A 19,014-nucleotide genomic window follows, 5' to 3' on the forward strand; every position below is an offset into this window, starting at 1 on the left:
GGGGGGGGGGGGGGGGGGGGGGGCGGGGGGCGGCGCCCGGGGGGGGGGCGGCGCGGCCGCCCGCCCCCCCGCCGCCCCCCCCCCCCCCCCCCCCCCCCCCCCCACCCCCGCGCGGCGCGCGGTACCGGGCCCCGGGGCGGAGCCCCGGAAGAAACGGTGAAAGGGCGGGGCGGTGAGAATTACTCCCCCAGACCCGCCAGGTCGCGCAACCGCCGCCCCTGCGCCGCCCGTTCCTCCGCCCGCTGCTCGTCGTACGAGCGCCCCGCCGCCCCCCGCAGCAGCGCCTTCGTCTCGATGACCGCGTCCCGCGGAGCCGCGAGCAGGGCCGCCGCCAAGTCGTCCGTCGCGGCGGCGAGTTCGCCGGCCGGCACGACGAGATTGGCCAGGCCGACCCGCTCGGCCTCGGCGGCGTGCACGAAGCGCCCCGTGGCGCAGATCTCCAACGCCCGCGCGTAGCCGACCAGTCCGACGAGCGGCTGCGTACCGCCCAGGTCCGGCACCAGCCCCAGGCTGGTCTCGCGCATGGCGAACTGCACGTCGTCCGCGCAGACCCGCAGGTCGCACGCGAGGGCGAGCTGGAAGCCCGCGCCGATCGCATGGCCCTGCACGGCGGCTATGGAGACGACGTCGTTCCGCCGCCACCAGGTGAACGCCCGCTGGTACGCGGCGATTTCCGCGTCGAGGCCAGCCTCGGAACCGCGCGCCAGGTCCAGGAACGACGGCTCCCCGTCGAACCCCTCGGGCGTGAACGCCTGCCGGTCGAGGCCCGCGGAGAAGGACTTGCCCTCACCCCGGAGCACCACGACCCGCACGCTGCCCGGCAGCAGCCGCCCGGCCTCGGTGAGTGCCCGCCACATGGCGGGCGACTGGGCGTTGCGCTTGGCGGGACGGTTCAGCGTGACGGTGGCCACCGCGTCGAGCACGGTGAGCCGCACGCCGTCCTGGTCGAGCAGGGCCTGCGGGGCGGTCATGGAAGCCTCCGGAGTCGGAACTGCAGTCAGCAACAAGTGACTGCACAGTAACCACCCGGCCGGAAGAACGGCCGACCGGGTGGCACCGTCCATGCTTAGTGCCCGACAGGTGCGCGGTGTCAGGCCGAGGCGGCCTTCTTGCCACGCGTCGCCCCGCCGCGACCCCGCAGGATCACGCCGGATTCGCTGAGCATCCGGTGGACAAAGCCGTAGGAGCGGCCGGTCTCTTCGGCCAGCGCCCTGATGCTCGCACCGGAGTCGTACTTCTTCTTCAGGTCTGCCGCGAGCTTCTCGCGCGCGGCGCCGGTCACCCGGCTGCCCTTCTTCAGAGTCTCGGCCACCCGTGCCTCCTCATGGGAGATGCGCCTCTTGTCTCTCATGATCACCCCTTGCCGGGATCCTGGCCACCCATTCGGCAAGGTCGATGACAGAAGGTTTCCGCGATCCGGGCCGCGGACAGCGCCCGGAGCAGGGGATTCCGTCCCGGACCGGCCGTACGGCCGTACGGGTGGCCCGGTGAAGCGGCAGGTCAGGGACCGAGCGGGGAGTGCGGGAGCGGAAGACGGCCGACGGCCGGTGCCCTGCGTGCGCCGGAGCGTTCCACCACACCGGGGTACGAGCCGTCCTCACTCATATGAAGGATCACGCATCGGCCGAATGATCGGGACGGGACTGATCAAGCGAGCCGCGGGAGCGGCTCAGGCGCGTCTCAGGCGAGGGAGACCAGGTCCGCGTAGTCCGGACCCCACAGGTCCTCCACGCCGTCCGGCAGCAGGATGATGCGCTCCGGCTCCAGCGCGTCCACGGCGCCCTCGTCGTGCGTCACGAGCACGACCGCGCCCTTGTAGGTGCGCAGGGCGCCCAGGATCTCCTCGCGGCTGGCGGGGTCGAGGTTGTTGGTGGGCTCGTCCAGGAGGAGGACGTTCGCCGAGGAGACCACCAGCGTGGCCAGGGCCAGCCGGGTCTTCTCACCGCCGGAGAGCACGCCCGCCGGCTTGTCGACGTCGTCGCCGGAGAACAGGAACGAGCCCAGCGTCTTGCGGACCTCGACCAGGTCCAGGTCGGGGGCCGAGGAGCGCATGTTCTCCAGGACCGTGCGGTCCGGGTCGAGCGTCTCGTGCTCCTGGGCGTAGTAGCCGAGCTTGAGGCCGTGGCCGGGGGTGACCTCACCGGTGTCGGGCTTCTCGGCCCCGGCGAGCAGCCGCAGCAGCGTGGTCTTGCCCGCGCCGTTGAGGCCGAGGATCACGACGCGGGAGCCCTTGTCGATGGCCAGGTCGACGTCGGTGAAGATCTCCAGCGAGCCGTAGGACTTGGACAGGCCCTCGGCGGTGAGCGGGGTCTTGCCGCAGGGCGCGGGCTCGGGGAAGCGGAGCTTGGCGACCTTGTCGGAGGCGCGCACCTCCTCCAGGCCCTTGAGCAGCCGCTCGGCGCGCTTGGCCATGTTCTGCGCGGCCACGGTCTTGGTGGCCTTGGCGCGCATCTTGTCGGCCTGCGAGTTGAGGGCCGCGGCCTTCTTCTCCGCGTTCTGCCGCTCGCGCTTGCGGCGCTTCTCGTCGGCCTCGCGCTGCTGCTGGTAGAGCTTCCAGCCCATGTTGTAGACGTCGATGACCGAGCGGTTGGCGTCGAGGTAGAAGACCTTGTTGACGACGGTCTCGACCAGGTCGACGTCGTGGGAGATCACCACGAAGCCGCCGCGGTAGGTCTTGAGGTAGTCGCGCAGCCAGGCGATGGAGTCGGCGTCGAGGTGGTTGGTCGGCTCGTCCAGGAGGAGCGTGTCGGCGTCGGAGAAGAGGATCCGGGCCAGCTCGACGCGGCGGCGCTGGCCGCCGGAGAGGGTGTGCAGCGGCTGGGCGAGGATGCGGTCGGGCAGGCCCAGGCTGGCGGCGATGGTGGCGGCCTCGGCCTCGGCGGCGTACCCGCCCTTGGTGAGGAACTCCGTCTCCAGGCGCTCGTACTTCTTCATGGCCTTCTCGCGCGTGGCGCCCTGGCCGTTGGCCATGCGGTCCTCGTTCTCGCGCATCTTGCGCAGGACGGAGTCCAGGCCGCGGGCGGAGAGGACGCGGTCGCGGGCGAGCACGTCGAGGTCGCCGGTGCGCGGGTCCTGCGGGAGGTAGCCGACCTCGCCGGAGCGGCTGATGGTGCCGGCGGCGGGGATGCCCTCACCGGCCAGGCACTTGGTGAGCGTGGTCTTGCCCGCGCCGTTGCGGCCCACCAGGCCGATGCGGTCGCCCTTGGCGATGCGGAACGAGGCCGACTCGATGAGGACGCGGGCGCCGGCGCGCAGCTCGAGGCCGGAGGCGGTGATCACGGGAACTACTCCTGGGCAGGGGGGACGGCGGGAGGGGGTGGGCGAACTCGGCCGCTGCGGACGCGGCGGCGCCGTCTAATGCACGAGGAGAGAAGCCATGGGGAAGAGTCTAACGGGGGCGGGCAAGCGGATTTCCCGGCCCGACGGCAGATTCGGGGGCGCACGGAGCGTGCCCGTACGCCGGTGACGCGCCGCCCGGCCCGCGCCGGGTTCGCCGCCGTACGCCCGGATTCACTACCGTTCCGAACGGCCCGGACGGGCACGGACCGGGTGGTGAACGGATACTCGGGGTGACGGCCCCGTGGGAAAGGCGGCGGTGCATGCAGTTCGACGACGACGCGGATCTCGACACCTCGCAGGTGCAGGACGAGCGGGGCAGCCGGATCCCCGGGGGCGGGCTGACCGTGGGCGGCGGCGTCGTGGGGCTGCTGGCCCTGCTCGCCGGGCTGTTCTTCGGCATCGGGCCGCAGGAGCTGGGCCTGTCGTCCGGGGAGCCGGGCGACTCGTCCGGGACCACGCGCACGGACAGCCAGGTGGCGCAGACCTGCAAGAAGGGCCGGGACGCCAACACCCGGGAGGACTGCCGGATCGTCGGCGTCGTCAACAGCGCCCAGTCCTTCTGGAGCCAGGAGTTCGCCCGCGGCGGCCGCTCGTACAACCCGGCGCAGACCAAGCTCTTCACCGACCGGACCAGCACGGCCTGCGGCTCCGCGACCTCGGCCGTGGGGCCGTTCTACTGCCCCGGCGACCACAAGGTCTATCTGGACCTGGGCTTCTTCAAGGAGCTGACGGACAAGTTCGGGGCCCGCGGCGGACCGTTCGCCGAGGCGTACGTGGTGGCGCACGAGTACGGGCACCACATCCAGAACCTGGCCGGGACGCTGGCGCGCTCCCAGGACCGGCGGACCGGCGAGACCAGCAACTCCGTCAAGGTCGAGCTGCAGGCGGACTGCTACGCGGGGGTCTGGGCGCACCACGCGACCACCACCCCGGACCCGGCGACGGGCCGGCCGCTGATCAAGCAGCTCTCGCAGCAGGACATCAGCGACGGCCTGTCGGCCGCGGCGGCGGTGGGCGACGACCGCATCCAGGAGAAGTTCCAGGGGAGGGTCACCCCGGAGAGCTGGACGCACGGGTCGGCGGCGCAGCGCCAGCAGTGGTTCACGACCGGCTACCGGACGGGGAGCGTCGCGGCCTGCGACACGTTCCGCTGACGGGCGGGCCGGCCCTGGGGAGGTTGCCCCTGCCCCGCCCTTTCACCGTTTCTTCGCGCTCCGCGCAGGGTGCAAAGCGGCTTCGCCGCGTTGGTCCTCAAGCACCGAATCAGCCCGTCCGGCGTTTGAGGACTCCGCCCGAAGGGCGGATGGGGTCCGGGGTCTCCCCGGGAAACGGTGAAAGGGCGGGTCAGGGGCAAATCCCGCCCCTCGCGCGGGAACGCGGCTCCGCCGCCGTCGAGTTCATCGGCTTCGTCCCCCTCCTCCTGCTCGTCGCCCTCGTCGCCGTTCAGCTCGGACTCGCCGCCTTCGCCGCCCAGCAGGCCGGCACCGGTGCCCGGGCCGCCGCGCGGACGGCCACCCTCGACGAGCCCCGCACCACGCCCGCGGACGCAGCCCACGAGGCCATGACCGGCTGGGTCGCCGACCGCGCGGACACGGCGGACGCCCCGGACTGCGACGGGCGCGCCGAGGTCACGGCCACCGTCGAGGTCAGCGTCCCCGGCATCGTCCCGGGCACGGACTTCCACGTCACCCGGCACGCCACCATGCGTTGCCCGGCGCCTGGGGCCGTGCCCGGGGCCGTGCCTGGGGCCGCGTCCCGATCCGCGTTCGGGATGGCGTCCGGGGCCGCGCCCGGAGCCGCGTCCAGGACCGGGTCCGGAACCGCGCCCCGATCCGCGTTCGGGACAGCGTCCGGAACTGTGCCCGGGACTGCGCCTGGAGCCGTGTCCGGAGCCGAGTCCGAAACCGCCTCCGGAGCCGTGTCCGAAACCGCCTCCGGAGCCGTGTCCGAAACCGCCTCCGGAGCCGCGCCCGAAACCGCGCCAAGAGCCGCCCCCCTCCCCCCGCCAGGGGGCACGCCATGAGCCTGCGCGCCCGCATCGTCGCCCCCGAGACGCCCGCCGCCGGGCGGGAGGCCGACCACCTCGTCCCCGTCTACCGCGCCAAGCTCCTGGAGGAGATCGACCTCGCCGAGATGTCCGCGCTCGCCGCCGCCGAGCGCCGCGGCCGGCTGGAGCGCGTCCTCGGGCACATCATCAGCCGCGAGGGGCCCGTCCTGTCGACGGCCGAGCGCGACCGGCTCGTCCGCCGGGTCGTCGACGAGGCCCTCGGGCTCGGCATCCTCGAACCCCTCCTCGAGGACCCGACCGTCACCGAGATCATGGTCAACGGCCCCGACCAGGTCTTCGTCGAACGGTCCGGCCGCGTCGAGGCCGTCCCCGTCCGCTTCGCCTCCCACGAGCAGCTGATGCAGACCATCGAGCGGATCGTCTCGACGGTCAACCGCCGGGTGGACGAGTCCCACCCCATGGTCGACGCCCGCCTCCCCAGCGGCGAACGCGTCAACGTCATCATCCCGCCCCTCGCCCTCAACGGCGCCACCCTCACCATCCGCCGCTTCCCGCGCGTCTACACCCTGCGCGAACTCATCGGCATGGGCACGCTCGACGAGCCGACGCTGATGCTGCTCGCCGCCCTCGTCCGCGCCAAGTTCAACATCGTGATCTCCGGCCCCACGGGCTCCGGCAAGACCACCCTGCTCAACGCCCTCTCCGGACTGATCCCCGAGGGAGAGCGGATCATCACCGTCGAGGACGCGGCCGAACTCCAGCTCCAACAGGGCCATGTGATCCGGCTGGAGGCCCGCCCGCCGAACGTCGAGGGCAAGGGCCGCATCACCATCCGCGACCTGGTGCGCAACTCCCTGCGCATGCGCCCCGACCGCATCATCGTCGGCGAGGTCCGCGGCGGCGAGACCCTCGACATGCTCCAGGCCATGTCCACCGGCCACGACGGCTCGCTCGCCACCGTCCACGCCAACTCCGCCGAGGACGCCCTGATGCGCATGCGCACCCTCGCGTCCATGTCCGAGGTCAAGATCCCCTACGAGGCGCTGCGCGACCAGATCGACAGCGCGGTGGACTGCGTCGTCCAGCTCACCCGGGGACCGGACGGCTCGCGGCGGATCACCGAGGTGGCGCTGCTGGACCCGCGTGGCGGGCACGGGCCCGCGAACGACGCCCACGGCGCGGAGTACCGGCTCGTCACCGCCGTCCGCTTCGACGCCCTGCCGATGGGCGCGGACCGCGTCGTGCGCGGCGCGTTCGCCCACCTCCCGCTCCCGGACCGGGCCGCGGAGCGGCTGCGCCTGGCCAACGAGCCGGTGCCGCAGGCGTTCGGCGTCGGCGGACCTCCGGCTGGAGCTGGGCTTCCGGCCGGAGCCGGGCTTCCGGCCGTACGGGCCGCGGGCCGGCACGCCGCCCCCGGACGCCCGCGCGACGAGCCGACACAGCGGCCGACACAGCGAGCCGACGAGCCGACGAGCCGACCTAGCGAGGCAACCGGACCATGGACCGAACCGCACTCCTGACCCTGGGCGCCACCCTCCTCGGCGGCGCGCTGGCCGTCGCCGGCGTACGGACGTACCTGGCCGGACGGCAGCAGCACGCCGCCCTGGTCGACCGCCTCGCCGGCGCCCACGACGAAGCCGCCGCCCCCCGGCCCCGGCCGTTCGCCCGCTTCGACCGGCGGCTGCGCGCCACCCGGTTCGGCCGCCGTCTGGAACGGCGCATCGCCTCGACCGGACTGGCCGTCACCCCGGGCGACTTCACCCTCCGGACGCTCGCCGCGGCCGCCGCGCTGTGGCTGGTGGCGGCCCTCGCCCTCGCGCCGTTCTTCGGGCCGATCGCCGCGGTCGTCGCCGTCTGGTCCGCCTCGGCCTTCCTCGGCCGCCAACGCCGCAAGCGGATCGAGAAGTTCATCAACCAGCTCCCCGAGCTCTCCCGCATCCTCGCCAACGCCACCCAGGCCGGACTCGCCCTGCGCACCGCCCTGGGCATGGCCGCCGAGGAGATGGACGCCCCGGCGGGGGAGGAGCTGGCCGCGGTGGCCGACCGGCTCGCCGTCGGCCACTCCGTCGACGACGCCCTGGGCGAGCTCGCCGAACGCCTTCCCTCCCGCGAACTCGTCGTCCTGGTCACGACCTTGGTGCTGTCGAACCGGGCGGGCGGCTCCGTCGTGCGCTCGCTGCGCAACCTCACCGAGACGCTGGAGGAGCGCAAGGAGACGCGGCGCGAGGTCCGCACCCAGCTGTCCCAGGTGACCGCCACGGCGTACGTCGTCCCGCTGATGGGCATCGGCACCCTCTTCCTCATGGACCGCATCGCGCCCGGCTCCATCGACCGGATGACCGGTTCGGTGGCCGGTCAACTCGCCGTGGTCGGCGCGTTCGTGCTCTACGGCATCGGCTTCTTCCTCATCCGGCGCATGTCGCGCATCGACGTCTAGGAGGTCCGTCCCGTGGGACCGCTGCTCGCCCTGCTGGCCGCCGCCTCCGTGGCCGGCGTCTGCCACGCCGTCGCCCTGTGCCGGGGCGAGGCGAAGCTGCCGCCGGACCTGGCGGTCGCGCTGGAGGTCGGGGCCACCCGCACCTCGGCCGTCGGCTCGGCCGTCGACCGGCTGGGCATGCGCGGCGCCCCGCTCGTCCTGCGCCTGATGGGCGAGCGGCGCGTCGCCCGGATCCGCACCCGCATCGACCGCGCCGGCAACCCCGGCGGCCTGACCGTGGACCGTTACGCGGCCCGCCGGGCGGTGTACGGAGCGCTGGGCTTCGGCGGCGCGCTCGTGATGGTCGCGAAGGGGCAGTGGCTGGTGGCGCTGCTGCTCGTCGCCTTCGGACTGTTCTGGATCGAGGTCGGCATCTGGGCCGCCGTCCGCGAGCGGCGCGTCGCGATCGAGCGCACGCTCCCGGACTTCCTCGACGTCCTCGCCGTCGTGGTGAGCGCCGGGCTGAGTTTCCGGCAGGCGCTCGACCGGGTCGCGGAGCGCTACGAGGGCCCCTGGGCGGACGAACTGCGCATCGCCCTGCGCCAGATGGACATGGGCGTCAGCCGCCGCGAGGCGTTCGAGGGCCTGCGCCGGCGCAACGACTCCGAGCAGGTGGCCCAGTTCGTCTCCGCCCTGCAACAGGGCGAGGAGCTCGGCTCGCCCATCGTCGACACCCTCATGGACCTCGCCGACGACATGCGCCGCACCGACGCGCAGAACGCCCGCCGCCGCGCGGCCCGGGCGGTGCCCAAGGCGACCGTGATCATCACGACGTTCATGGTGCCGGGGACGCTGGCGCTGATGGTGGCGGGCTTCTTCCTCGGCTCCGGGGTGGACTTCGGGACGGTGACGGGGCGGTGAGGCGACAGCCGCAAGGGCTTTTGAAGAAGCGCGAGTTGTGTGAAGACTCTTCGCTTCTGCAATTAGTTGTGGGACAGTCGTCGTCGCCCGGAAACAGCTCCCGGAGGGACTTGCTGCCGGAACGGAGGTGCGGCGTGTGATGCGCGGGATATTCCAACTTCCGTGCGATGGGGGAGAAGTGGGGCATGCGCACTGTTCCGCGCCTGGCGTTTGGGCGTACGTTTCCCGTGCGGCGAGTGACGGTACGCGTACGTGGACTCACCCGCAGAACCGCAACCGACCGGCCGCCCGCGGAGGGGAAGAGGATGGGGCAGCGTTTCCGGGTTCAGGGATTCCGGGGCCAGGACGACCGGGGGCAGACCTCGGTCGAGTACCTGGGCATCATCGCGGTGGTCGTGGCGATCGTGCTGGTGCTGACGACGACGGACTTCGGGACGGTGATCGCCAAGGCGGTCATGGACCAGATCCACAAGATCACCTGAGCCGCGCGCGGGGAGCGCGGGACGCCGGGCAGGCGTTCCCGGTCTACGTCGTGGCCGTCGCGGGCCTGCTGTTCGTCGCCCTCGCGGTCTTCGCCGTGGGCATGGCCGGGGCGGCCAGGAACGGCGCGCAGTCGGCGGCCGACGCGTCCGCCCTCGCGGCGGCGCAGAGCTACCGGGACGAGGTGTTCGCCGGCTTCCTGCGGGACGTCGGCACCGCCGACGCGGGACGGCGCTGGCTCACCGGCCTCGGGGATCCCCCGCGGGCCGCGTGCTCCGAGGCGGCCCGGCTCGCGGGGAGCAACGACGCCGACGACGAGCGGTGTCAGGTCACCACGGGCCCCGGGCCGGCGACCTCGTTCGACGTGACGGTGCGGACGCGCAGGGCGGTCGGCGAGTCGGTCGTCCCCGGCACGGAGGACACCCACGCGCGGGCCTCGGCGCGGGCCGTGGTGGAGCCGCGCTGCCGCCCGGGGCCGGGGGACGTCCCGCGCGCCGGGCCGTTCCTCCTGCTGTGCGACGACGGACGGGAGCTGGCGGTCGACCCCGCGCACATGGACCCGCTCCTCGACGCCAGGGCCCTGTTCGCCGTCCGGCTTGCCGCCACCGACCAGTGACCGACGGGACCGATGAGCGACCGACGGGACCGATGAGCGACCGACGGGACCGACGGGACCGACGAGCGAAGGAATGCGAGCGATGAGCGCAGGGCACCGGAGATTCGCGGCCATGGCCCTCATGGTCCCGCTGGCCGCGGCGGCGGTGGGATGCGGCGGGGACAGCGGGGACAAGGACGACGGCGGCGGCAGCCCGGGGAGCTCCCGGCCGGTCGCGGATTCCGAGGACTCCGCCCCGGCCGGCACGCTGGGGGAGCTCAAGGGCCCCGACGACGTGGTGGTGACGATCAGTTCCGCCGTCCGGGACGGCGGCGGCTTCGTCACCGTGCAGGGCTCCGTCACCAATCGCGGCAAGGCCGTCTTCGACGCGCTCGAATGGCGGTCCAAGGAGACCGGGCTGAAATCGAGATCCGCGATATCCGGGGCCTCGCTCGTCGACGACCGCAGCAAGAAGCGCTACCTCGTGCTGCGCGACACGGACGGCGAGTGCCTGTGCACGACGGGCCTGACGAACATCAAGCCGGGCGAATCCCGCCCTCTCTTCGCCCAGTTCCCCGCACCCCCGTCCGAGATCACCGCCGTCGACTTCCAGCTCCCCACCATGCCCACCGTCCGCATCAGGCTCTCGGGGTGACCCGGTGACCCGCCTGCTGCTCCCCGCACTCGTGCTGGTCGCCACCCTCGCGGCGGCGCCCGCTCACGCGTCCGGCCCCGGCGACCCCGCGAACACCACCCCGCCCGTCCGCCTCGACCCCACCGCCCCCGGCCTGAAGCTGCGCAAGGGCGCGCGGCTCGCCCCCGGGCGCGTCCTCGACATCAAGTCCGTCGTGGAGACGGGCAGCGACGGCGGGGAGCGCCGCGAGGACACCAACGTGGACGTGACGTTCGCCCTCCAGACGGAGATCCTCTTCGACAAGGACAGCGCCGAGCTGGGCGGGGCGGCCGGGCAGCGCATCGGCGTGATCGCCGTCGAGGCCAGGAAGCAGCGGGCGACGACGATCCGCGTCTTCGGTTTCACCGACGACCTCGGCTCGGCCGACCACGGCGTCGCCCTCTCCAAGGAACGCGCGAACGCGGTCCAGCGCCGCCTCGCCCAGGAACTGGCCTCGTCGGCAGTCACCTACCAGATCCGGGGGTACGGCGAGGAGTACGCGATCGCCGACAACTCCACGGAGGAGGGCCGCCGCAAGAACCGCAGGGTGGAGGTCACCTTCCCGCGCAGGGGATGATGATCAAGAACGGTTTTCGGCCACCACCGAGGAGTCCTCCTTGCGCAAGCTCGTGTACTGCATCGCCTCCACCATCGACGGTCACATCGCGGGCCCGGACGGCGCGGACCCCACCGGCCCCGACGGCTTCTGGCCGGTCCCCGCGGACTACATCCAGCACCTCGTCGCCGAGTACCCGGAGATCCTCCCGGCCCCCGCCCGCGCCGCGCTCGGCGTCACGGCGGAGGGCACGCACTTCGACACGGTCGTGGAGGGCCGCCGCACGTACGAGATCGGCCTGAAGGCCGGGATCCCCGACGCGTACCCCCACCTGCGCCACCTGGTCTTCTCCCGCACCCTCACCGAGGCCCCGGCCCCGGCCGTGGAACTCGTCGCCACCGACCCGGCGGAGAAGGTCCGCGAGCTCAAGCAGCAGCCCGGCAAGGACATCTGGCTCATCGGCGGCGGCGAACTGGCGGCTTCTCTTTACGGCGAGATCGACCGCCTGATCATCAAGCTGGGCCCGCTGACGACGGGCACGGGCATTCCGCTGTTCGCCGAGTCGGCCGGCTTCGCGCCGCGCGTGTGGACGCTGTCGGGGCATGTGGTGATGGAGAGCGGCGCGGTGTTCCTGACGTACGACCGGGGCGAGGACGCGCGGGACGCGTAGCCACCCGTGGGGCGGCATGGTGCTTCGTCGGCCGCCCGCCTCGTCTCGGGCCCTCCGGGCCCAAAGATGGCCGGCTACGCGAGGGGGTGGGCGGGGCCGGCCGTTCGGCTGCGGGTCACCGGTGGTGGCGGGCGGGGGCGGAGGGCTGGCTGTCGACGTGGGCGGGTTGGGCACGGTGGTACAGCTGCCCCTCCGGGTCCGGCCCGGAGGGGCAGTGGGTGGGGCGGGGTGGTCCGGAGCGGACGCGGTGGCGGCGTGGTCGTTGCGCCCTTGATTGCGGGCAGTTGGGGTGTGATCGGCCATGGAGGGCCCTTTGCGGCAGAACCAAACTGCCCGCTTTCCGCACCGGAGCCCTCGTTGCCGCTCCCCACCCGCACCCGACAGCCGGCCCCGGCCAACCCCTCGCGTAGCGGGGACGGTGTGGACGCCGCAGGGGCGGTCAGGGCGTGGCGGGAACCGTCCAGCGCTGGTTGGCCGTGCCGGTGCAGTCGCGTATCTGCAAGGGGGTGCCTGCGGCGGTGGACGGAGCGGTGAGGCAGCGGCCGGAGGCCGGGTTGCGCAGGCCGCCGTTGCCGTCGCGGACCCACCGCTGGTTGGCGCCGCCGTTGCAGTCGTAGGCCAGGACCGGGGTGCCGTTCCGGGTCCCGCTCTCCGCCACGTCCAGGCACAGGCCGCTCGTCATCAGGTGCAGGGCCTTGTCCTTGCCGAGGACCCACTGCTGGTTGTCGGCCCCGGTCGGCGGCCGCAGCAAGGCGGTACCGCCGTCGGCCTCGACGGCCTTCCCTCCGGGGCCGGTTACCGCGCCGCGCACCGAGTTGCCGATCGCGTTGCTCTGCACGCTGCCGTCGCGGGTGACGTCGATGCGGCTCATGTCCGCGCAGCTCGAACTGGCCTTGGTGCCGGAGACCTTGGCGGTGACCTTCCCGTCGTCCCCCTGCGGCAGCCCGAATCGCACCTGCGAATAGGGCTGGTCGTTGCAGGAGGCCCGGTCGTCGTTCCACTCGAAGTACTCGGTCCAGTCGACCATTCCGTCGGGCGAGACCCGGTCCGAGGCGGCGCGGATGCTGCCGAGCTTGAAGGAGGCGCCGGTGGTCTCGTCGGTCACCGTGACGCCGAACCAGCGGTTGCCCTCGTGGGCGACCCGGGTGCGGTACGTATGTCCCTGCTGCCAGTCGTACTTGATGCGGCAGCTCTTGCCCTCGCCCTCGCCGCCGAAGTCGACGCAGTAGCTGCCCTTCGACCCCGGCTTCGCCTCCGTCGCGTCCCAGACGGAAAAGAGGAACGTGCGCTTCTCGCCGGGGCCGTTGGCCTGCATCCCGGTGTACGCGCCGTTTCCCTTGGTGAAGCCGAACTGGTGGCTCCAGAAGACATTGGCCGCCCGACCGGGGTCCTTGGTGACCGTGGTGCGGAAGGTGACGTTCGACAGGCCCTTGGCGGCGCCGGGGAAGGCGTAGTCGGTGTACGAGCCGGGGGTGTCGGACGCGGAAGCCGTGCCCGCTGCGGTCAGGGCGGCGCCCGTCGCCGTGGCGAGGACTGTTGCCGCGACGATCCAGCGGCGCGGGGTTCTCGGCCGGGTCGGTGAAGTCATGGGGGTTCTTCCGTAGTGCGTGGGGGGTGCCTGTTCGGCGTGTTGATCATGCAAGCGCCGGCGCGGCGCACCGCCCAGGGCCGAAAGTCCCTTGTGCGGAAAGGTCGTTGCGGATTAACCGCAAAGTGGAGTGATCAACAACAACTTTGCCAATTCTTGGTGTATTTGGCCGGACATTCGGACCAGTGTCGTCCGCATCGCACGGCGACCGATCCGGGCCCCACGACCCCGCTCGCCGTTCCCCCCACGCTCCGAGGAGGAATCCGTTCATGACGGAATGCAGAAGACGGCGGCGGTACGGCCGCCGCGCCCTGGCGCTGTCGGCCGCCGCGATGGGCATGGTGGCGGTCGCCGCCCTCCCCGCCTCGGCCGCCGACCTCAGCCCCCGGGAGGTCATGGCCGACTGCGCCTCCGGTGCCGGCAAGTGCACCTTCAACGATCCCCGGTTCGGCGCCGCCTACCTCGGCAACTACAAGCGGGTCTCCGACGAGCTCCACAACTGCACCAGCTCGGACGCCACCCAGTCGATGAGCTGGTCCGACACGGTGGGCTCCAGCGACACGGCCGGCGTGACCATATCCGTCGGCGGCAAGATCGAAGGCATCATCGACGTCAGTGTGCAGGCGAACTACAGCCACACCTGGTCGAGTTCGCACTCCGAGACCAGCACCCTGGGGATGACCGTCAAGCCGGGCGAGGTCGGCTGGATCTCCCGGGCCCAGGTGATGCGGAACGTGTCCGGCACCTGGCAGACCCACTACGACTCCCCCAAGGCGGGCCACTACTACTGGTACGTCGGCGACACGATCACCGGGCCCGCCCCCAACGGGACCGACGGCGTCCACAACGCGGTCGTCGTCAAGACCCGCCCCATGACGGGTGCCGAGAAGGCGTCCTGCTCCACCCGGAAGGCGAAGGTCTTCCGCAGCGTGAACTGACCCACGGCGCCCCCGCCGGCCGGGCCCCCGCCCAGACGGCCCCTCGACCGGCCGTGCCGAACACCCCCGATCGGCAAGGCCGCAACGGCCCGGCTCGCCTCCCTGATCCCCCCTCGGGGCGAGCCGGGTCACCCCCTTCTCACGGTTGCGCCGCATGAACCACCTCTCCCCCCACCGCTTCACCGTCGGCTTCGACCTCGACCTCACCCTCGTCGACACCCGCCCCGCCGTCCGCGCCGCGTACGCGGCCCTGGCGGCGGCCACCGGCGCGTACATCGACGTCGACGTGGCCGCCGCCCGCGTCGATCACCCGCTGGAGCAGGAGCTGCGCGACTGGTTCCCGGAGGACCGGGTGCCCGGGGCGCGGGAGGTCTGCGTGGCGGACCACCCCCGGCACGGGATCACGCTCTCGCCCGCCATGCCCGGCGCCCGCGAGGCCGTCGGCGCCGTCCGGGCCCTGGGCGGGCGGGTGCTCGTCCTCACCGCGCGCCACTCCCGCAACGCCCGTCTCCATCTCGACCACCTCGGCATCGAACCCGACGTCGTCGAGGGCTCGTTGTGGACCGGGGGCAGGGCCGTCGCGCTGCGCCGCTACGGCGCGGCGGTCCACGTGGGCGACGACGTCGTCGACATGCGCTGCGCGCGTACGGCCGGAGCGCTGGCCGTGGGTGTCGTCAGCGGCTTCTGCGCCGCGGAGGCGCTGCGCTCGGCCGGGGCGCAGGTGATCCTGCCGGGGCTCGGGCACTTCCCCGCCTGGCTGCACAGCTATCTCACGGGTCCCGTCCGTACGTGATCGATTCCGTACGTGATCGATCCCATACCTCCGGCCCGGCCCGCCGGTCCTACCGTGGGCCCCATGACCCGCGCCCGCACCGCCGACCTCATCGACACCCAGGCCCGGTCCTGCGCCGAGCTCGGCTCGCCGCTGTACGCGGCGCTGCTGACCCGGGCCGCCGAGGACGTCCGGGCGGGCGGGCCCTGCGCCGACGCCGTCGCGCCGCTGGAGGGCGCGCCCGGACCGGCGGCGGTCGCGCTGCGGCTGCTGGGCGCCGTCCACGCGCTCGTCCTGCTCGGGCACGCGCCGGAACTGGCCGCGCATTACGCGCGCCCCGGCGACCCGGAGGCCGCCTGGAAGCCGTTCCGCAAAGCCGTGGCGGAGCACCCGGAGCACGTCGCGGCCTGGATGCGCCGCCCGCCGCAGACCAACGAGGTCGGCCGGGCCAACCAGTTGATCGCCGGCCTGCTGACGGTCCTGGACGACCTGGGGCTGCCCGAGCCGCCCCCCGTGCGGCTGCTGGAGCTGGGGGCGAGCGCCGGGCTGAACCTGCGGGCGGACCGCTTCCGGATCCGGGCGGCCGCCGGAGGACGGGAGTCCGCCTGGGGCTGGGGCGATCCCGGATCGCCGGTCGTCCTGGACGGCGCCTGGCGGGACGGCACGCCACCGCCCCGCATCGCCGCGGCCGCCGCCCGTGTCCCCGCGTTGACCGTCGTCGAACGCCTCGGCTGCGACGTCGGTCCCCTGGACCCGCACGACCCCGCCGACGCCCTCGCCCTGCGCGCTTATCTCTGGCCCGACCTGCCCCGCCGGGCGGAACGCCTCGCGGGCGCGCTGGCCCTCGCCCGCGAGGTGCCCGCCCGCGTGGTGCGGCAGGGTGCCGCCGACTTCCTGGCCACGACCGCGCCGCGCCCCGGAACGCTCACCGTGGTCTGGCACTCGGTGATGCGCCAGTACGTGCCGCCCGCCGAGTGGTCCCGGGCCGAGGCGGAGCTCGACCGGCTCGGGCGGGCCGGACGCGGGCCGGGCGCCGGGTGGTTCGCCCACCTGGCGTTCGAGCCGCGCCGCGTCGGCGGAGTCCACCGGTTCGTGCTGACCGCCCGCCTCGGCGACGGGCCGCCGGAGGTCCTCGCCGAGGCGCACCCGTGGGGCCTGGACGCCCGTGCGACGGAGGCCACCGCGCTCGACGACTGACGCCCACCCGTGTCGTGTCCCTCGCGAACTCCCCGTCCCGCGCGGCAGGATGGACCTCCAGGGATCACGGTGGCGGGTGAGGGGGACGGCGGGTGAACGGCGGTTGGGCGGGCCTGCGGGCGGTCGCGGCCCTGGGGGCGCTGACCGTGACGGCCGGGGCGCACCCGGCGCGGGCCGCCGAGGGGGCGCGGACACCGGCGGCGTACCGGACGGCCCCGGGCGCGCAGGCGGTACGCGGCGCGCCGGAGGACGCGGACGGGCCGCTGCTGGAGGCGGGCGGACGGACCTACACGGACCGCCTCGCGCCGGGCGAGCGCAAGTCCTACCGCGTACGGCTGGACGCCGCGTCCGACGCGTACGTCTCGGCGGTGGCCGCGCCCCGGCCCGGCAGCGCGATGGGACTGCGCGACGGGATCGACGTGTCGCTGCGCGCCGCCGACGGCACCCCGTGCGGCCCGGCACGGCACCGCTCGTTCCTGGCGGAGGGCGGCGCGTACCCGCTCGCGGACCACACGGAGCGCCTCGCCGGTACGGGCGGGGCGTGCGGGGCGGCGGGGACCTACCGGTTCGTCGTCGCGCGCGGGGATGCCGACGGGGGCGACGCCGCGCCGCTGCCGCTGGAGCTGAAGCACACGGCCGCCCGCCCGGCCACCGGCTCCCCGGTGTCGGACTCGGGCCCGGGAAGCTGGAGTTCGCAGGCTCCGTCCGGCCCGGCCGGTCCCGGCCGGGACGTCACCGGCGGCAGCGGGTTCAACGACGCGGTACGGGTGGGCGCCGGCACGTGGCGGGACCGGATCCGGCCCGGGGAGACCCGCTTCTACCGCGTCACCGTCCCGGCCGGTCAACAGCTCTTCGCGAAGGCGGCGTTCGGGAGCGCGTCCGGGCCCTACGTCGCCAACGGGGTGCGGCTCGGCCTGAGCGACGCGGCGCGCGGCCATGTGATGAACCGGACCGAGGGGTACGGCGGATCCGCCGCGGCCGTCGCGCTGGCCACCCCGCCGGCCGCCGGGCCGGGCGCCCTGCGGGGCGGGGAGGCGGAGCGCGGAATGGGCCGGGCCGGCGGGTACTTCCTCCAGGTCAGCCTGAACGCCAAGGCGGCGGGCGGCCGTTCGGACCCGGTGCCGGTCCGGCTGGCGGTCGGCCTCGCGCCCGCCCGGAAGGACCCGGCGGCGGACGGGCTGCCGCGCATCCTGGGCGGGCGTCCGGCGGCGGCCCGGGCCGGAGCGGCGGACGGCGGGTGGCTGCGCGCCGCGGGGTACGCCGGCGTCGGCACGGGGACGGCGCTGCTGCTGGGACTCGGGGGATGGGTGCTGCTGGCGCGGCGGGCGGGCGGCGGCCGGTAGGCCCTACCGCGCGCCGACCCGGAGCCGTACGCCCCTGCGCAGCCCCCACCGCGCCATGGCCCCGGCGGACGCCTCCAGGACGTGGCGCGCCCGCGGGCGCGGCGCGCCGAGGCGGTGGGGGGCCATGGTGCGCACGGCCAGGACGGTCAAATCCCGGTCCAGATAGGCCACGTCGATGGGGAAGCGCATGCCGAAGGTGTGCACCGAGCTCGCCGGGGTGAGCAGGAGGGCCCCGTCGATCCCGGCCCGGCCGAGGAGCCCCCGGGTACGGGCGCGGTACGAGGCGGCGATCTCGACGGGAACGGAATCGCCTTGATCTACTGTGAGTTGGGAGTGGCCGTCGTGCCATGCGGGCATGGTGATGCCTTTCGGGGAGGCCGGGGGTGACCACGTTATCCACAGTCGCCGGGTTGTCCACAGGGCCCGGCGCGCCGGCCGGAGGATCCGTAACCTCGGCCCATGGACTGGTGGTTGATCGTGACGGCCGTGGCGGCCGGGCTGTACGGCGCCCTCGCGGGGACGCTGGTGCCGCGCGCCCTGTACCGGCTGTCCGTCGAGCCGGGGGAGGCGTGGCGGGCGTCGGCCCCGTGCGGTCACGCGCTCGGCGGCTGGGCGGGGCGGGCGCGGTGCGCGGCCTGCGGAGGGCGGTACGGGCCCGGGGCGCTGTGGCCGGCCGGCGCGACGGCGGCGGTGTGCGCGGGGACCGCGGCGGCCGTCGGGGCACGCCCGGAGCTGGTGGTGTGGCTGCTGGCGGCGCCGGTGGGCGTGCTGCTGGCGGGAGTTGACCGCGCGGTGCGCCGGCTGCCGGACGTGCTGACGCTGCCGCTCGCGGCCGGGGCGGCCGCCCTGCTGGGCGCGGCGGCGACGGTGCCGGGGGCGGCCGGCTCATGGCCGGGGGCCCTGCTGGGCGGTACGGCCCTCGGCGGCGCGTACCTCCTGCTCTTCCTGGTCCACCCGGCCGGGATGGGCTTCGGCGACGTGAAGCTGGCGGTGGGCCTGGGCTGCGCCCTGGGCTGGTACGGCTGGGGAGTGCTGATACTCGGCGGGCTCGCGGGGCTGCTGCTGGCCTCGGTGTACGGCATATGGCTGATGCTGACCCGCGGGGTGGGGCGGGGGGCCACGATGGCGCTGGGTCCGTTCCTCATATCCGGGGCGTGGCTCGGGGTGCTGGCGGGCGGCTGGGCCGTGCGGCCGTGAGGTCCTCTCCCGAGGCGTCTGCGGCGTCCGCCGGACGCTCCGGACCCATGTTCCGCATCCGGACCTGTCCCGGAGACCGGACGCTTCGACGCCGTCCCAGAGCGGTGCCAACCGGTCCGGATCGGCCTGGACCCGTCCGGATGCGCCCGGACCGGCCCGAATGAGATCGGAGCGGTGCAGTTCATACGACGCGCTGAGCGACGAAAACGTCACGGAGGAGCACCGACGCGTCAAGGCGGCGATGACTTTGCGCAACATTTTCGAGGAATCTGCGGGGCGGTTCCGGAGGCCCTGGCCGGATGGCCGGTTCTACACCGTAGG

The 19,014-nt window shown here is 73.9% G+C and carries 20 protein-coding genes; 15 read left to right on the forward strand and 5 right to left on the reverse strand.

The window, feature by feature from the left end; all coding sequences use genetic code 11:
* Positions 1–179 precede the first annotated feature (179 nt).
* The 3 genes from I5Q34_RS14935 to I5Q34_RS14945 all read right to left on the reverse strand — a co-directional run bounded on the left by I5Q34_RS14935 (position 180) and on the right by I5Q34_RS14945 (position 3,279).
* Entirely contained in the window at positions 180–971 is a 792-nt protein-coding gene (locus tag I5Q34_RS14935) for an enoyl-CoA hydratase/isomerase family protein (protein ID WP_199892660.1), read from the reverse strand.
* 119 nt (positions 972–1,090) lie between these two features.
* Positions 1,091–1,312: a helix-turn-helix domain-containing protein gene (locus I5Q34_RS14940; RefSeq protein ID WP_030366669.1), complete on the reverse strand. Its 222-nt coding sequence runs from the start codon at positions 1,310–1,312 to the stop codon at positions 1,091–1,093.
* Between the two features lie 368 nt (positions 1,313–1,680).
* A complete protein-coding gene (locus I5Q34_RS14945; RefSeq protein WP_199892661.1) occupies positions 1,681–3,279 on the reverse strand; it encodes an ABC-F family ATP-binding cassette domain-containing protein in 1,599 nt (532 codons plus the stop codon).
* A gap of 320 nt (positions 3,280–3,599) precedes the next feature.
* On the opposite strand from I5Q34_RS14945, the gene I5Q34_RS14950 reads away from it, so the two are divergent.
* From I5Q34_RS14950 to I5Q34_RS14990, 10 genes are all read left to right on the forward strand, one after another.
* A complete protein-coding gene (locus I5Q34_RS14950; protein ID WP_199892662.1) occupies positions 3,600–4,493 on the forward strand; it encodes a neutral zinc metallopeptidase in 894 nt (297 codons plus the stop codon).
* A 149-nt stretch (positions 4,494–4,642) separates the two neighbouring features.
* Positions 4,643–5,362 (forward strand): TadE/TadG family type IV pilus assembly protein, encoded by a 720-nt coding sequence (locus tag I5Q34_RS14955; RefSeq protein ID WP_199892663.1) that lies wholly within the window; start codon positions 4,643–4,645, stop codon positions 5,360–5,362.
* Positions 5,359–6,867 (forward strand): CpaF family protein, encoded by a 1,509-nt coding sequence (locus I5Q34_RS14960; RefSeq protein WP_234428768.1) that lies wholly within the window; start codon positions 5,359–5,361, stop codon positions 6,865–6,867. Before I5Q34_RS14955 ends, I5Q34_RS14960 begins: the two co-directional genes overlap by 4 nt.
* Positions 6,846–7,784 (forward strand): type II secretion system F family protein, encoded by a 939-nt coding sequence (locus tag I5Q34_RS14965; RefSeq protein ID WP_199892664.1) that lies wholly within the window; start codon positions 6,846–6,848, stop codon positions 7,782–7,784. The genes I5Q34_RS14960 and I5Q34_RS14965 overlap by 22 nt, the downstream gene beginning before the upstream one ends.
* A 12-nt stretch (positions 7,785–7,796) precedes the next feature.
* Positions 7,797–8,684 (forward strand): DUF5936 domain-containing protein, encoded by an 888-nt coding sequence (locus I5Q34_RS14970; protein WP_199892665.1) that lies wholly within the window; start codon positions 7,797–7,799, stop codon positions 8,682–8,684.
* 305 nt (positions 8,685–8,989) lie between these two features.
* Positions 8,990–9,166 (forward strand): hypothetical protein, encoded by a 177-nt coding sequence (locus I5Q34_RS34700; RefSeq protein ID WP_234428769.1) that lies wholly within the window; start codon positions 8,990–8,992, stop codon positions 9,164–9,166.
* The gene (locus I5Q34_RS34705; protein ID WP_267911959.1) at positions 9,163–9,780 is read left to right on the forward strand and encodes a pilus assembly protein TadG-related protein; all 618 of its coding nucleotides are present in this window, start codon (positions 9,163–9,165) and stop codon (positions 9,778–9,780) included. The genes I5Q34_RS34700 and I5Q34_RS34705 overlap by 4 nt, the downstream gene beginning before the upstream one ends.
* Positions 9,781–9,862: 82 nt before the next feature.
* On the forward strand, positions 9,863–10,414 hold the full coding sequence (locus I5Q34_RS14980) for a hypothetical protein (protein ID WP_199892667.1): 552 nt from the start codon (positions 9,863–9,865) through the stop codon (positions 10,412–10,414).
* Between the two features lie 4 nt (positions 10,415–10,418).
* Positions 10,419–11,009, forward strand: coding sequence for an OmpA family protein (locus I5Q34_RS14985; RefSeq protein ID WP_199892668.1), 591 nt, complete (start codon positions 10,419–10,421; stop codon positions 11,007–11,009).
* Between the two features lie 40 nt (positions 11,010–11,049).
* A complete protein-coding gene (locus tag I5Q34_RS14990; protein WP_199892669.1) occupies positions 11,050–11,658 on the forward strand; it encodes a dihydrofolate reductase family protein in 609 nt (202 codons plus the stop codon).
* A 439-nt stretch (positions 11,659–12,097) separates the two neighbouring features.
* On the opposite strand, the gene I5Q34_RS14995 is transcribed toward I5Q34_RS14990, so the two are convergent.
* On the reverse strand, positions 12,098–13,246 hold the full coding sequence (locus I5Q34_RS14995) for an RICIN domain-containing protein (protein WP_199892670.1): 1,149 nt from the start codon (positions 13,244–13,246) through the stop codon (positions 12,098–12,100).
* A gap of 269 nt (positions 13,247–13,515) precedes the next feature.
* Here I5Q34_RS14995 and I5Q34_RS15000 point away from each other — a divergent pair, with 269 nt between their 5' ends.
* The 4 genes from I5Q34_RS15000 to I5Q34_RS15015 all read left to right on the forward strand — a co-directional run bounded on the left by I5Q34_RS15000 (position 13,516) and on the right by I5Q34_RS15015 (position 17,496).
* Entirely contained in the window at positions 13,516–14,184 is a 669-nt protein-coding gene (locus tag I5Q34_RS15000; RefSeq protein WP_199892671.1) for a hypothetical protein, read from the forward strand.
* 154 nt (positions 14,185–14,338) lie between these two features.
* Complete coding sequence (locus I5Q34_RS15005) at positions 14,339–14,977, forward strand: HAD family hydrolase (protein ID WP_199892672.1); 639 nt, start codon at positions 14,339–14,341, stop codon at positions 14,975–14,977.
* A 63-nt stretch (positions 14,978–15,040) separates the two neighbouring features.
* Positions 15,041–16,153, forward strand: coding sequence for a DUF2332 domain-containing protein (locus I5Q34_RS15010; RefSeq protein WP_199892673.1), 1,113 nt, complete (start codon positions 15,041–15,043; stop codon positions 16,151–16,153).
* 92 nt (positions 16,154–16,245) lie between these two features.
* Positions 16,246–17,496: a hypothetical protein gene (locus I5Q34_RS15015; RefSeq protein ID WP_199892674.1), complete on the forward strand. Its 1,251-nt coding sequence runs from the start codon at positions 16,246–16,248 to the stop codon at positions 17,494–17,496.
* A gap of 3 nt (positions 17,497–17,499) precedes the next feature.
* Here the strand turns inward: I5Q34_RS15015 and I5Q34_RS15020 are convergent, their stop codons facing one another.
* Complete coding sequence (locus I5Q34_RS15020) at positions 17,500–17,853, reverse strand: DUF192 domain-containing protein (protein ID WP_199892675.1); 354 nt, start codon at positions 17,851–17,853, stop codon at positions 17,500–17,502.
* A 102-nt stretch (positions 17,854–17,955) separates the two neighbouring features.
* Between I5Q34_RS15020 and I5Q34_RS15025 the strand changes: the two genes are divergently transcribed.
* Positions 17,956–18,693, forward strand: coding sequence for an A24 family peptidase (locus I5Q34_RS15025; protein WP_199892676.1), 738 nt, complete (start codon positions 17,956–17,958; stop codon positions 18,691–18,693).
* Positions 18,694–19,014 lie beyond the last annotated feature (321 nt).

Source organism: Streptomyces sp. AV19, from assembly GCF_015999245.1.
GTDB lineage: Bacteria > Actinomycetota > Actinomycetes > Streptomycetales > Streptomycetaceae > Streptomyces.